Genomic DNA, 14,726 nt, shown 5'->3' with positions numbered 1-14,726 from the left:
CGTAAAGGTTCGAGACGAATCACGATACCCAACCGCTTCGGCAATCAGTTGAATCTCTTCATCCGAAACAAGTTTTTGCATCAAATTCGGGAGTGTGGTATGCTTGTTCATAGAGAGCACCTCCTGGGTTTGTTTGTGTTGCTACTCACATTCTACAGGAAAGGTGCTCTTTTTTCTATACCCTTTGGATTTTATTGGATAATCAACACGCCTGATCCTCGCCTACTTCATCATCAAATGTTTCTTCATACCGTTCTTTTTCTTCATCCGATAACTCATCGTAATGAATGCCCTCTTCCAAAAATTTGAGCTTTGTTTCAATGGTACGATAATCCACTAAATAGCCATCTTGAACCGCTTGATCTAACTCATAGGCATAGGTCGGCACACCGTTTTCCAGATCAAACACTTCATACGTATTGCGGTCAATTTCATCTTTTGGTGTGGCGGTAAGCCCAAGCAATATTGCGTCAAAATAGTCAAAAATTGCTCGGTACTTCTTATAAATACTGCGGTGGGATTCATCGACGATAATTAAATCAAAATGCCCGACGGTAAAGAGGCGTTTGCCGTCTTTTCGTTTCGCTTCGTCAATCGCGTTCATCATTGTCGGGTACGTCGAAAACACCATGCGGCTTTCCTCTGGATTATCTTTGTTATCGAGCAAATTACAAAGTGTCAAGTTCGGCAACAAATGGCTAAAGCTGTTTTTGGCTTGCGTTACAAGCGTTTTGCGGTCCGCTAAAAACAAAATATTTTTTACCCAATTATGACGGGTAAGAACATCGACAATCGAAATCGCCGTCCGGGTTTTGCCGCTCCCCGTTGCCATGACAAGCAACGCTTTGCGCCGTTTGTTCTCGAGCGCGTCGCATACGGCTAAAACTGCTTCTTTTTGGTAATAGCGATTCGTAATGTTGTCATTGATTTGCACATTTTTTAGCGGCTTCTTCATCGTCCGACGATCAATAAGCAAGCTTAATTCTTCCTTATTGTAAAAGCCGGAAACTCTCCGCGCCGGATAGTTAAGGTCGTCCCAAATATACGTTTCAAAACCGTTTGTGTAAAAAATAATCGGACGTTGGCCGTGCATTTTTTCAATACAGTCGGCGTATAGCTTGGCTTGTTGCTTTCCTCTGTTCGGGTCAGCGGTTGTCCGTTTCGCTTCGATAACCGCCAGCGGCTTCCCGTTGTCGCCAAAAAGGACGTAATCGACATAGCCGACTCCTTCCTGATTCGGCATGCCAACGACAGGGTATTCCACAATAACGTCCTTTTTAAATTCCCAACCCGCCAGCTTCAAATCTAAATCGATATATTTCTTTCTTGTTTCCCATTCGCTTAGTTCATCGACTTGGAAGTGGTACTCTTTTGTATTCGCTTCCCGTTTGGCGGTGAGAAGAGCGCGAAGCTGTTCATTTTCTTTCATCATTTCCTCAAGACGCTTGTCTTTCGAGCTTAACCGTTCGTATAAATCTTTCAATTCTTCCGGACGCTCGCGCTTTTCCTCTCCGATTGGCAGCAATGATTCATCAAAATCCGTAGCCGTATATTCATCTGAATAACAATAATCAATCCAAGACACAAACTGATGAAGATGATGCAGGGAAAGAATCGCTTCTTCCCTCGTAATCATCGAGTTCGTATGAACCGCGACATTTCCCAGTTTGACAATGTAACGCAACAACGGCAACAAGTCTTCATCAATAATGGACAAAAAGACGTTGTCATGAATCAAACTGGAAAGATTATCTTGATACGGAACTTTCAACGCGCTGTCAAAGCTGTACACCCACTTCACCGCAAGCTCCAGCGCACGGCGCGTCAAAATCGCGCACGTCGCCGGACTCACAACCAAACTTTTCTCCGCCTCTAAACACGCATTCGTAAAGCTCTCATAATGAGGTTTTCCTATTAGAAAACTAAAGTTGGATAGCAACAAACACCCCTCCCTTGACCAGCACGAATTCCTTTTACACTTACTAATCGTTGAATAATTCTCCCTTAAATGCACGTTGCATGAGGGAATTAAACATATTTTGTATCTCTGCTTGACTTTTTAAAAGAAGTTCTTTCTTTAAGTTTATTTGTTGTATAGTAGCTGCAAATAATTCCTGTAACTCTAAAGGTGGAATAATGATCTCAAGTTCTTTTAAATTTTTTAACGGAAGCTGCGGTTGAGAAGATCCTGTTTGTGTTTTCTTTAAAACTAATTGAAAGCTATTAGATGTATAAAGTTGCTGGAAAAAAATTCGATTAACATTTTTCAATCTAAGAATCGCCATTTGAGCATTTATGAACCCTGTGTCATAACCTTCTTCATCAAAAATGACTATATTCCCAATGGATCCCCTCAGTGTAACAATTAAATCTCCCCGTCTTAATTTTCCTTTTCTCAATTGACTAAACTTTTCCTTTGTAATATACGTTACTTTCGATAAGTCTAATTTGTTGTTCACAAAGTTTGAGGTAGACAAAAAAAGTATACCTTCACTAACAAGCTCATGTTGCTTCGGATAGTTTTCACCTCGATCTCCATCCTCAATTTCCGCAATATCTTTTAATTTCTTAACATCCCATCCCTTTGGATTACTTACTGGATCCCCAAACATCTCCAAAAACACACTTTGCGTTAACTGATCTAACGCTTCAATTTGGGCTTTTCGTTTATCGATGAGTTCTTGGGATTTGTCTAATGCATTTACAATTTTATTTTGAGTACTATAATCAGGAATTTTAACTTCTATTTTCTCTAATGCAGACTTAGTTAGTTTACCTCTTGTTGTCCCTGTAATATGTTTACTTAGATCAGCATAGTTTAAATAGTAACATAAGTACTTAACATTAACGTTTTCTTTTGCTACTAACACATGAGCATGGTTATTTACCCAACACGGTTCATTCATGATGTAAGCACACTTTTCTCTAAATCCCCAACTTCCTCCGTCTTCTGCTATACATAGAATTTCTTGGTCGAAAATGAATTCATCAATATAGTCTAACACTCCATTTGCACCACAATATGGATATAAACCTTTCTTTTTTAGAGATTTTCTTTCTAACTCATTCAAGGGCTTTCTTTTATTATCTAAATTAATAGTTAAATCTTTTAGTTTAACCGTCTCAAATCCCATGTTACACACTACCCTCTAATCATTTCTTTCAACTCTTGTAATCCTTGCATAATCTCTTTTTCCAACGCTTCCACTCTTTCAAGTATCACACTCGGCGCTTCATACTGTACCTCTTCATACTCAATCTCTTTATACTTGTTAATCGAAAGGTCATAGTCGTTTTCACGAATTTCTTCCACCGGCACGAAGAACGATTGCTCTGTCCGTTTCCGGTCTTTTTCCGCTTCACGGTTATGGAAGCGGGCAATGATATCCGGGATGTCGTTGTCTTCAATCGGCGTGCGCTTGTCATCCAATGAATGGCCATCGGCTTTCATATCATAGAACCATACTTGATCCGTACCGCCGACGCCTGTTTTGGTGAAAATCATAATCGCCGTCGAAACCCCGGCATATGGTTTAAATACGCCGCTTGGCATGGAAATAATGGCTTCTAATTTATGATTTTCCACAATTTCTTTGCGGATATCTTTATGCGCCTTCGAGCTGCCGAACAATACCCCATCTGGCACGATGCAGGCACAGCGTCCGCCCGTTTTTAAGATGCGCAGGAATAAGGCCAAGAATAAAAGCTCTGTCTTCTTTGTTTTAACGACTCTTAATAAGTCGCTGGAAACGGCTTCGTAATCCAACGAGCCTTTAAACGGCGGATTGGCAAGGACAAGGGTGTATTTGTCCTTATCTTTGTTTTGTTCCGACAAGGAGTCGCGATATTCGATATTCGGATTTTCAATGCCATGGAGCATCATGTTCATCGCGCCAATCCGCAACATCGTACGGTCCATGTCAAAACCGTAAAACATATGATTATTAAAATGCTCTTTTAAACTTTGCACTAAAAATAAGTCACTGCGATGTTTGCGCAAATATTCGCCCGCCGCCACCAAAAACCCCGCCGACCCCGCCGCCGGGTCGACGATGATGTCTTCCGGCGTCGGTTTCATCAGTTCGACCATCATGTGAATGATATGACGCGGGGTGCGGAATTGGCCGTTTGTGCCTGCGGTGGCGATTTTCGATAACAAATACTCGTACAAATCGCCTTTCGTATCGCGGTCTTTCATCGGAATGCGGTCAATGCCGTCGACGATTTTGACGAGCATTTGCGGCGTCGGGATCATGAAAATGGCGTCGCCCATATATTTTGCATAGGCCGATTCCCGATTGCCGTGCAAGTTTTTGATGAACGGAAACACTTCATTGGACACGACATCGTACATATGGGCGGCTTCAAAATGTTTGAATTTGCTCCAGCGCAAGTGTTGCTTATCGGGAGGAAAGATGCGTTCCGATTCAATGCCGAGCAGCGCATCCTCCTGCTCGCGCTGTGTTTCGACTTCATCCAAGCCTTTGATGAACAATAAGTAGGTAAACTGTTCAATGACCGTCAGCGGGTTCGTAATGCCGCCTGTCCAAAACGTTTCCCATATTTTATCGACTTTATGGCGCAATTCGCCTGTGAGCATGGATTCTATGTACCTCCTTGTGATTTCCAATCTCCATTATATACGGTTTTCGGTACAAAAGGGGAAGAAAAATACGTTTTATGCCGGTTGACGCTCAGGAAGACGGAGAATGTCTTTCTTTGTGGAACAAAGAAACTCCCACTGTGCTTTGTTATGAAGAGGGAATCGTTCACCATAACCGTTCGAGGAACACTTGCAAGTGTTGTGGATTCTCAATAGGATGGATCTCATCCATCCCCCAGTTTTGCAGGCGGATGAAATCTTTATCATGTCATTCGTGTCGTCATGGCCGTTTGCCCAATTCGACTGCAAACAACAAGGCCGGAGCCACCGGCCCGTTGTCTTATCTCAACCGAATTTTCGCCACACACTCCACATGCGCCGTGTGCGGAAACATGTCCACTGGCTGGACTTCGATCGTTTCGTAGCCGCCGTCTTCTAGGATGCGCGAGTCGCGGGCGAGCGTCGCCGGGTTGCACGAGACGTAGACGACGCGCGGCGGTTTCATGGCGATGATCGTCTCAAGCAGCGCGGCGTCACAGCCTTTGCGCGGCGGGTCAACGACCAAGCAGTCGGCGCGGATGCCTTCTTGATACCAACGCGGGATGACGTCTTCGGCGGCGCCGACTTCGAAGGTGACGTTTTGGATGCCGTTGAGTTTGGCGTTGCGCTTGGCGTCTTCGATCGCTTCGGGGACGATTTCGACGCCGTAGACGTGTTTCGCTTTACGCGCCAAAAAGAGCGAGATCGTGCCGATGCCGCAGTAGGCGTCGATCACCGTCTCCCGCCCGGTCAACTCCGCGTATTCGAACGCTTTGTCATACAGCACTTTCGTCTGTTCGGGGTTGACTTGGTAAAACGAGCGGGCCGAGATGGCGAATTGAATGCCGCCGATGCGGTCGGTGATGAACTCGCTTCCCCATAACACCCGCGTTTTGGCGCCGAAAATGACGTTCGTCCGCTCGGGGTTGACGTTTTGCACGATCGATTTCACGCCCGGAATGGCGCGGACGATGTCACGGACAATGTCCTGTTCGTGAGGCAGATGGTCCGTGCGGGTGACGAGAACGACCATCACCTCGCCTGTTGCCGCGCCGTAGCGGGCGACAATATGGCGAAGAACGCCCTTGTGCGTAGCTTCGTCGTATGGGGGAATACCATAGCGCTCGGCGATGCGCTTCACGGCCTGGACGACGACATCGTTCGCCTCTTGCTGGATGAGGCAGGCGTCCATATCGATGATTTCATGCGTCCGCTCCTTGTAAAAGCCCGCGACCAAGCCCCCTTCGCGCTCGCCAACGGGCACTTGCGCCTTGTTGCGGTAGCGCCATGGGTTCTTCATCCCGATGACGGGATGGACGGTGACGCCGCCAAGCTTGCCGATGCGGGCGAGCACTTCTTTCACCTGCTTTTCCTTCGCTTTCAGCTGGCCTTCGTAGCTGAGGTGCTGCAGCTGGCAGCCGCCGCATTGGCGATAGACGGGGCACGGCGGCTCAACGCGGTCGGGGCTTGGTTCGTACAGCTCCACGAGGCGGCCGTACCCATACCCTTTTTTCACTTTGATCGCTTTCACCTTCGCCCGCTCGCCGGGAAGCGCGTGTTTCACAAACAACGGAAAGCCGTCGACTTTCGCCACCCCGAGCCCGTCGTGGGTCAAATCCGTGAATGTGACGTCATAATACTCGTTTTTGGCGACTGGTGCTTGCTGCTTCGTCATGTCGTTCTCCTTTCTGCCGTTCCTCTGTATATGTAGCGTGCCCTTTATAGGGGAAAGGCATAAGAAAAGAACAGGCTTATCTTCCTGTTCTCACTTGTTCTGCCTTTTCTTTTGGCATCAATACGTCAATATGGCGGCGCAAATTGACGAACTCCCCTGGAAGCATGCCGCCGAATTCGCCGTCTAAGTTCAGCTGCATCGGCGAGTGCACTTTCACCCGGTTCGCTTTCGTGTAAATGACGTGCGGGTCGTTGATGTGCTCGCCGCGCGCCGCGAGGGTGACAAGGCGGATGAATTCGGCCAAGTTCGTTTTCTTGACGATGATAAAATCGAACAGGCCGTCATTGAGCGACGAATCGGGCGCCAGTTTTTCAAACCCGCCGACCGAGTTCGTGAGCGAAACTAAAAACATCATAATCTCGCCTTCGAACAGTTTGCCGTCATACTCAATTTGCGCTTCGGTCGCCTTGATGGACGGCAACATCTCGATCCCTTTCAAGTAATAGGCGAGCTGGCCAAGCATCGTTTTCAGCTTGCTCGGCACTTCGTAGGTGAGCTCGGTCAGGCGCCCGCCACCCGCGATGTTGATGAAATAGTGCGTTTTGTCTTCGTTCGTCACACAGCCGATGTCAATCGGGACGGGCTCGCCCGTGGCGATCACGTCGCACGCCCCTTCAATCGAACGGGGCACGCCGATGGCGCGGGCGAAATCGTTCGTCGTCCCGACAGGAATGACGCCCAGTGTCGGCCGATACGGCTGATCGGCGATGCCGTTGACGACTTCATTGATCGTTCCGTCGCCCCCTGCGGCGACAACGAGATCAAATTCCCGCAGGACGGCCTGGCGCGCTGCTTCCGTCGCATCCCCCGGCCCTTCGGTGGCGTGGCACGACGTTTCATAGCCCGCCTTTTCCAACCGCACGAGCACATCAGGCAAATGGCGCTTAAACAACTCGCGACCCGATGTCGGGTTATAAATAATTCGAGCTCGTTTCATTATTCTCAACCTACTTCCTTTTTTCCATTCCACCCGTTCCCATCATAACGAAACAACGCTTGATGCGCAACTCCGACGAATGTCGTGAACAAGGCGACGAGAAACAGCGCCCTCGGGTTCAAACGAAGGGCGCTGTGGGAGGATAGGCATCATTCTGTTGTCTTCGCCTGTTGGGACGATGCTGGCGCACCGAGCGGCTGGACATGGGCCGCTCCACCCTGGGCGACGCTCTCGAGCAGCTGCTTCACATCGATGCCCGTCGAAGCTTTTAACGTCTCCTGCAAGCTCGCCATTAAGTTCGTCGCATAGCCCGTGACGCGGTTGGCGCCGCCTCCCGCTCCTGAGCCGGTGTCGACGATCGTCAGCTTCTCGATGTTCGCAAGCGGGCTCGCCACTTGCTTCGCATACTCCGGAAGCATCTTGATGATCATGTCGAGCACCGCAGCCTGGCCGTAGCGCTCGAACGCTTCGGCGATCTTTTGTTTCGCTTCCGCTTCGGCGAGGCCTTTCAGTCGGATGATTTCCGCTTCCGCTTCCCCTTTCGCTTTCTCCGCCTCGGCTTTCGCCAGCCCGTCGAGACGGATGCGCTCCGCTTCCGCTTTCGCCAGCGTTTCGACGCGGTATTTTTGCGCATCGGCTTCGGCGATTTGCTTCGCCTTTTCCGCCGCCGCTTTTTGTTCGATCGCATAGCGCTCGGCATCGGCTTTTTTCTTCACTTCCGAGTCGTATTGGCGCTCGCGGCGCAAAATTTCTTTTTCTTCGAGCTCGATTTGTTTTTGCCGCTCGATGATTTTGATTTGCATTTGTTGGGCCATCACTTCTTGTTTCGCCTTCGCTTCCTCCAAATGATACGCCTGATCGGCGCGCGCTTTGGCGATGTCTTGCTCGCGGCGGAACTCAGCGAGCTTCAACTGGTTGATTTTCTCCGCCTCCGCGATTTCCGTCAGCCGCTCGAGCTCCGCCTTGCGCGCTTCCTTGTCTGCTTCAGCCCGCTTGATGCGCGTCTCTTTTTCCGCCTCGGCCGTGGCGATGTCAGCATCGCGCTTCACTTGGGCGATGCGCGGCTTCCCGAGCGCATCAAGGTAACCGTTTTTGTCGCGCACGTCTTTGATCGTGAACGAGACGATGACAAGCCCCATTTTCGCCAAATCTTGCGAGGCGACACGCTGCACTTCTTGCGAAAACTTGTCGCGGTTTTTATAAATTTCTTCAACCGTCATCGACCCGAGAATGGAGCGAAGATGGCCTTCAAGCACTTCACGCGCTTCGTTTTCCATATCTTGGCGTGTTTTCCCTAAAAACTGCTCGGCCGCGGTCGCGATTTCGCCGATTGAGCTGCCGACTTTAATAATGGCCACCCCGTCCGCCATCACGGGCACGCCTTGTTCGGTGTACACCTCGGGCGTTTGCACGTCAAGCTTGATCGACAATAGGCTCAGCGGCTCAGCCTGTTGGAAAATCGGCACGACGAACGTGCCGCCGCCGCGGACGATTTTGATTTTGTTTCCCGATTCATCGACATGAACGTTTTTGCTTCCTAAGTAGCTGCCCGTCACAATGAGCGCCTCGTCCGGCCCGACGGTGCGGTAGCGGGCGATAAAAATGGCAATAAGTCCGACAAGAAGCAAGACGACGACACCAATGACCATCAACCATGGCGCAACCATGACAAGTCCCCTTTCTTTGTTTTAGATGGAAAGGTGATACGGATCGTGCCTCGCCACCACAGCGACGCCGTTTTCCATTTGTACGATGATGACCTCTTCCCCTGACGGAATGGCCTCATTATTTGCGCTTTTCGCCGCTTTGGCCACCGCGCCGCTTTTACGGGAGATGAGAATTTCGCCCAACCCGTCAGGCGGCACCGAGACGATCACTTTAGCAAGCGCCCCCTCCAAATCGGCGTCCGTATACCCAAGTGACGCCTCAGCCGAACGGAGCGGCAAAAAAACGAAAAAGTGCAACAGCAACACAGCAACAAGCGCCACGCCGATGGCAAGCCACAGAACCAAGCTCGATGCCCAGTCTGTGTACCATTCCGCCAGCAATCCGACCGCGCTGCCAACAATGAAAAACGATAAAACTAACTGCGGACTGAACAGCGGATGATCAGCCACATCGAACAAACCGTCAAGCACATCGCTGAAGAAAAAATACAAAACCGTCAACAACGCACTGACGACAAGCACCCATCCGTACACAACTTCAGGCGAATGGCTGAACAACTCCCCTCCCTCCTTTCCCCTTTGCTTATACATACGGCGAGGGCAGCCGTTGGTTTCATCATTTTTCCAATGTCATCCACCGTTTCGTTTCCGTTTTTGACCGTTCTCGATTTCCGTTTTTTGACGGTGGAATTGTCCAAACTCCCATGGCGCACATACATCCGCCATGACAACCCGGTCGCCGCCGCCCTGTTAAGCAAAATGGGGTATAATGAAGAGGAGAAGGTGGAAGTGAAAAAGGAATTTTTGCGCATGCTCACCCGCCTCGAGCTCGATGAGGCGAGACAGCGTCTGTTGTTCGGCTTTTTCGAAACGTATTTGCGGTTATCGGAGGAAGAAGAAGTCCGACTGCGAGATGAGGTGAAGACCATGGAGGAAAAGGAGGCTGCCAAAGTCATGGAACTCATCGTTTCATACGAGAAGAAAGGCATGGAGAAAGGAATAGAAAAAGGAATAGAGAAAGGAATGGAGAAAGGAATGGAGAAAGCAAAGTTGGATGTTGCGAAACGAATGTTGGCAAAAGGATTTGATGCTGACACGATCCATGAACTGACCGGACTGCCGCTAGAAACGATTGAACAATTGAAGCCATGAGAAGGCAAACCCCTTCTCCCTGAATCATTCGAATGGCCGCCCCCACTCCTTCGAACTTTGAAACATCTTCAGGGAGAAGGCCTTTTCATCGTTCTTCGCTTTATTCCTCTGAAATCCCCAGCCGCTCCAATTCCCGCCAAAGCTGCCCCGTAAGCATGAGCCTGTACATGCGAAAATCGGCCCGAAGCGACCCAAACGGATGGCCGAAGGTGGCGGGGTTGTTTCCTTCGATGAAAAAGTGGCTGAACCAGGCAAGCGCATAGGCGGCGATTGGCGCGCCGAGCAACCACCACGCATTCCTCGTCGCGATCGCGATGATCACAAACAAAAACACGAAGCTCGTTCCGACAAAATGCCAACGCCTTGTCGCTCGTTTCCGGTGCTGGGTCAAATAAAAGGGCCAAAACTCTTCATAATCACGGAATTCCATCTCCCTTTCCCCCTTCGACGGATGCGGCGCGCCGCCACGCCAGCGATGAACGTGGCGATGCCGACAGCCCAGTATCCAATCAACATCCATAACGGCATGCTCGGACCTATCGTTATCCCCTACTCCTATTGTATTTCATCCATCACCTGAAATGTCTGCAAGTTGTGCTTTTGCTTCGGCAAGGTAAACTTGGCGGCAAGTTGGCCTGTACGAAGATGGAAAATGTTCATTTCTCCAGCATGGTCCGCCTTGTTCCCCTCCTGCGGCTCAAACAATGCATACACATAGTCGCCGTAAAACCGCGCTTCCCAGTATACCGACGGCAGCTCATGCTTCTCCATCACCTTAAACTGATCATTCAGCGCAAGCCATCCTGACTTTCCCCTTTGGACATAGCTCACCCACAGCGTGTCTCCCTTCACGTAAAGCTGATCGAACTGCGTCTCTTCTTGCCCCATGCCCCAATAGGCCACTCGCCATGAATGCGGATCCACGATGGTGAGGCGAGGTTTCGTGGCGATGACAAGGCGGCCGTGAAAGACCGCCATGGAGCGCGCGAAGGACGTAGGCAACGAAATTTCCTTCACTACGGAACCGCGCTGATCCAACACATACAATACACCGTGCTCCTGTTCCATCACATCAGCAAACACATAGAAATGCGGCCCTGCGCGCAAAACTTGAAGAATGTAAGGAGGGAACCGCTTCGAAAATAGCAATTTTCCCCCTTTCCGGACTTCTAGTTTATGGGTGTTGACATCTTGATTCAGTGAACGAATCTCCCACTCCCCCTCCATCGAGGCAAACGAAAGAGGGCTGGAGACCGCTTCTTGATCGACCAATGTCCATGTGTCTCGATTCAGTCGATAGACATGCCGTCCCGTATAATCTGACCACAACAACAGTTCCTTTGTTGAGGAAGCGGGCGAAAGGCGAGATATTCCAACCGCTTTCAGCGTCACCACTTTGCGCACACGATGTTCGTCCGTCTCCACGATATACGACTCTCGCGCCAATGGGTGAGAATACAAAAAGAAAATGCGCGCTGACGGATCTTTCGACAAGTGAGCTTTGGACGGTTCATACGTCCGCACCGAGGAGACGATGGAATCGCCAACGTTCTGCCCCCAATACACGATGGCAGGCGCGGTTGCCGCCAGCACCACCCATATCCATCTCTGCCGCTTCCACCAAACTTGTCCTTCCTTTTGACCTCCTATGCGCTGGACAAGCCATGCCCAGTACCAGACGATGTAAAGAAACAACGCAAGCGACAGCCACGCCCACCATTGTCCTTCGATGAGGGATTGCTGCCAGTAGGCGAACGGATCGACACCGACCCTGGCGATCGTGTGAAAATTGTTAAGAAAAAAGAGCGGCACTGCGAGCACCGCAGCGAGCGAATACAAGCGGCGAACCGTTCCTTTCACCAGCATCATCACACCGGCGAGCAACGTCGCGGTGCACATGAGGTAGTACAACATTGACATCCATAGCGGTGCACTTGGGCCCATTTCAAATCCCCTTTTAAATGCTCAAAACATGGTGAAAACATCGCTAGTTTAATACATAGTATGCAGACATAGAGAAAGCAACGAGAAAGAAAATCGCCGCAATAGTGATTCTCCATTTCCTGCTTTTATTTTTGGACATCTTATCTAGGGTAATAAACACTCCAATGCCAGCAACAACAATGAAAAAGTGAGACCATTCGGAGGGATAAGTAAAAATAGCCATGATCGATAATACAACAATCATGATGACATTCCACAATGCCCCTCTTTGCCTGAATGATAACGGCACTGGCACCATCTCCTTGAAAAAAATTTGCCTTTATATAGAGGCAAGAGCACAGCCTATCGCATATCCCCCTAAGCATCCTAGACAAGCACCACACGCATAAGGACTGGCAAACAAACAACCTCCGCAAGCGGATTCACACGCAAACTTCGCCCAAGAAGGGAATGTCTTCCAGTTGTTTTTGATACACTCTTGCACTCGATCCCAATATCCAGCCTTAACCTCATTTGATTGAATCAAATGATTTTCTTCGTAAAATTCAACATTTGTAACCATTCCATCAGCCATGTTAATGGTTGCTGTTACGATTTTAACATCATCCAAAGTTTTGATCGTATATAACATAAACTTATCATTGATTTTTTTCAGTTCAATATAGGTGGGATCTGTCAATTGATCCTGTTTTCCATCTACACCTACGACTAAATATGCCTTTTGATCATTATACTTTGGATTATCTTTAGATGGAATCATAACAACAGAAATTCCATTCTGATAATCCCCTGAATCCGTGACAAAACATCTTTACAATGGTCGCAAACCGTTGATACGATAAGGGAAAACGACGTTGACGATTCTTCATCAAGTAGGTGATATGATGAAAGATTTCCCGATTCGGTTTGTATTGACAGATGAAGCGATTACCCCAAGTGCTGGGCTTGCTCTCGTTGGCTACTTACTGCACCAAACGAAACTGGATAAACGGGTAAACGCACTTCGGCTTCCAACGGTTCGTCGAGAAGTGCACATTTCCCATAGCGATGTCATTCGCTCGATGATTGGCTTGCTTGCCACAGGAAAAACGGATTTCGATCATATCGAAGCGTATCGTCAGGACGATATCTTTTCGGCATCGATGGGGATTCAGCACGTGCCTTCCTCTCCAACCTTGCGACAACGACTCGATCAGCTCGCTTGTCTTCCGATGACCGAAACGATTCTTTGGGAGGAGTCCATACGTCTGTTGATTCAACGACATGCCACTTTGTCCCCTTGTTGGACCAAAGGAAAGACGACATGGCTTCCCCTTGATATAGATGGTTCCCCATTTGACAACTCCGATACGAAAAAAGAAGGAGTCAGTCGAACGTATAAAGGATTTGACGGTTTTACACCGTTGTTTGCGTATGCAGGGAAGGAAGGGTATCTCGTTCATGCCGAGTTGCGTCCAGGGAAACAACATGTGCAAGACAACATGCCCTCGTTTTTAGTCACCGCTATCCGTCGAGCTCGTCAACTGACTTCATCTCGTCTGCTTGTTCGCATGGATGCAGGAAACGATGCAGAAGCGAATGTGCACGTATGCCTAAAGGAAGACGTGGACTTTGTCATCAAGCGAAACTTACGCCGAGAATCGAAAGCGCTTTGGTTCCAGATCGCTTCGCAAAAGGGCAGACGCGTCGATGATGGACAAAGCGAAGGAGTACAAACCTATGAGCTATGCCTTCCACAGAAGGCAGCGATCGATGGAAACACGTATACGTACGTTCAAGTCACCCAAGTGACGGAACGGACGATGGAACGCAATGGACAGCTGATGCTCGTTCCTGATTATGAAGTGGAAAGCTATTGGGTGCGGCTCAAAGGATACGAGCATGTTCGAATGAGCGATGTGCTCGCGTTGTATCATGACCATGCGACATGCGAACAGTTTCATAGCGAACTGAAGAGCGACTTAGATTTAGAGCGGCTTCCATCTGGGAAGATGAAAACGAATGCGCTCGTGTTGGTCATGGGAGCCTTCGTTTACAATCTTCTTCGTCTGATTGGACAAGATCTATTAAGCGATCCGAGACATCCGTTGCACCACAAAGTGAAACGCCGTCGCATCAAGACGATTATTCAGACGGTGATCACGATGGCAGGTCGACTCGTCCGCCGATCACGACAGATCTGGATGAAACTGACGCGAAGGAGTGGGTACAGTATACTCCTACTGAATGTGTATCAAAAATGGAAAGAGGCAAGATAACAAACAGATGTTCGGGTACTCATATCCATCACTCCCCCCTGTACTTTTTTTGTCTCTTTTTTGGTTTGTATCTCCATAAAAGAGGATTTATCTCGTTTTCAAACATGAAAGTGGTGCAGGGAATCATCAAAAAAAGGGATGTATGGATCATATATCCATAGAACTAACACCAAAATCAAAGTTGATTTCCAACCATCACGGATTCAGGGACGAATTAATCATATCATAGTTTGTAATTTATTTTCTACTTTTTTTTGGTTCATCACCAAAAGTTGTACTTGCACCTGTCATGAAAGTATGTTAGCTGTTTCTAGCCGAACCCGCAATGCAAAACGCTGGATATTTCTGTATCCGTATCCCCGACGTTTCATCAGCTTGATCTTGTTATTTG

At 48.7% G+C, this 14,726-nt stretch carries 12 protein-coding genes and 2 pseudogenes; 2 read left to right on the top strand and 12 right to left on the bottom strand.

What is annotated here, in order from left to right:
* Window positions 1–214: 214 nt before the first annotated feature.
* The 7 genes and pseudogenes from IKE44_RS01020 to IKE44_RS00990 all read right to left on the bottom strand — a co-directional run.
* A pseudogene (locus IKE44_RS01020) lies at window positions 215–1,939 on the bottom strand (DEAD/DEAH box helicase family protein); the annotation flags it as partial.
* Between the two features lie 43 nt (window positions 1,940–1,982).
* Window positions 1,983–3,134, bottom strand: a complete 1,152-nt coding sequence (locus IKE44_RS01015) for a restriction endonuclease subunit S (RefSeq protein WP_080986149.1) — start codon at window positions 3,132–3,134, stop codon at window positions 1,983–1,985.
* An 8-nt stretch (window positions 3,135–3,142) separates the two neighbouring features.
* On the bottom strand, window positions 3,143–4,600 hold the full coding sequence (locus tag IKE44_RS01010; protein ID WP_049626054.1) for a type I restriction-modification system subunit M: 1,458 nt from the start codon (window positions 4,598–4,600) through the stop codon (window positions 3,143–3,145).
* A 343-nt stretch (window positions 4,601–4,943) separates the two neighbouring features.
* Entirely contained in the window at window positions 4,944–6,317 is a 1,374-nt protein-coding gene (rlmD, locus tag IKE44_RS01005; protein ID WP_049626055.1) for a 23S rRNA (uracil(1939)-C(5))-methyltransferase RlmD, read from the bottom strand.
* Window positions 6,318–6,393: 76 nt separating this feature from the next.
* Window positions 6,394–7,314: a diacylglycerol kinase gene (locus tag IKE44_RS01000; RefSeq protein ID WP_033013905.1), complete on the bottom strand. Its 921-nt coding sequence runs from the start codon at window positions 7,312–7,314 to the stop codon at window positions 6,394–6,396.
* Between the two features lie 149 nt (window positions 7,315–7,463).
* Window positions 7,464–8,981 carry a flotillin lipid rafts scaffold protein FloT gene (locus tag IKE44_RS00995; protein ID WP_033013904.1) on the bottom strand — a complete coding sequence of 506 codons (1,518 nt, stop codon included), beginning with the start codon at window positions 8,979–8,981 and terminating at the stop codon, window positions 7,464–7,466.
* 21 nt (window positions 8,982–9,002) lie between these two features.
* Entirely contained in the window at window positions 9,003–9,539 is a 537-nt protein-coding gene (locus tag IKE44_RS00990; protein WP_033013903.1) for an NfeD family membrane protein, read from the bottom strand.
* A 66-nt stretch (window positions 9,540–9,605) separates the two neighbouring features.
* On the opposite strand from IKE44_RS00990, the pseudogene IKE44_RS00985 reads away from it, so the two are divergent.
* Window positions 9,606–10,133: pseudogene (locus IKE44_RS00985) on the top strand (RpnC/YadD family protein); the annotation flags it as partial.
* Window positions 10,134–10,233: 100 nt separating this feature from the next.
* Here the strand turns inward: IKE44_RS00985 and IKE44_RS00980 are convergent.
* The 4 genes from IKE44_RS00980 to IKE44_RS00965 all read right to left on the bottom strand — a co-directional run bounded on the left by IKE44_RS00980 (window position 10,234) and on the right by IKE44_RS00965 (window position 12,837).
* Window positions 10,234–10,563 (bottom strand): Mpo1-like protein, encoded by a 330-nt coding sequence (locus tag IKE44_RS00980; protein ID WP_049625058.1) that lies wholly within the window; start codon window positions 10,561–10,563, stop codon window positions 10,234–10,236.
* Window positions 10,564–10,688: 125 nt separating this feature from the next.
* Window positions 10,689–12,077 (bottom strand): hypothetical protein, encoded by a 1,389-nt coding sequence (locus IKE44_RS00975; RefSeq protein ID WP_287464748.1) that lies wholly within the window; start codon window positions 12,075–12,077, stop codon window positions 10,689–10,691.
* A gap of 43 nt (window positions 12,078–12,120) precedes the next feature.
* Window positions 12,121–12,375, bottom strand: coding sequence for a hypothetical protein (locus IKE44_RS00970; protein WP_287464747.1), 255 nt, complete (start codon window positions 12,373–12,375; stop codon window positions 12,121–12,123).
* Window positions 12,376–12,396: 21 nt separating this feature from the next.
* The gene (locus IKE44_RS00965) at window positions 12,397–12,837 is read right to left on the bottom strand and encodes a hypothetical protein (RefSeq protein WP_287464746.1); all 441 of its coding nucleotides are present in this window, start codon (window positions 12,835–12,837) and stop codon (window positions 12,397–12,399) included.
* 124 nt (window positions 12,838–12,961) lie between these two features.
* On the opposite strand from IKE44_RS00965, the gene IKE44_RS00960 reads away from it, so the two are divergent.
* Window positions 12,962–14,335 (top strand): IS1380-like element ISGsp2 family transposase, encoded by a 1,374-nt coding sequence (locus tag IKE44_RS00960; protein WP_287464754.1) that lies wholly within the window; start codon window positions 12,962–12,964, stop codon window positions 14,333–14,335.
* A gap of 287 nt (window positions 14,336–14,622) precedes the next feature.
* On the opposite strand, the gene IKE44_RS00955 is transcribed toward IKE44_RS00960, so the two are convergent.
* Window positions 14,623–14,726: transposase (locus IKE44_RS00955; RefSeq protein WP_287464752.1), on the bottom strand; the 104-nt coding region annotated here is incomplete at its 5' end.

It is taken from the genome of Geobacillus sp. (genome assembly GCF_017515625.1).
Classification (GTDB): Bacteria; Bacillota; Bacilli; order Bacillales; family Anoxybacillaceae; genus Geobacillus; species Geobacillus stearothermophilus.
The sequence above is the reverse complement of the archived record's forward strand: the minus strand, read 5'-3'. Positions and strand labels throughout refer to the sequence as shown.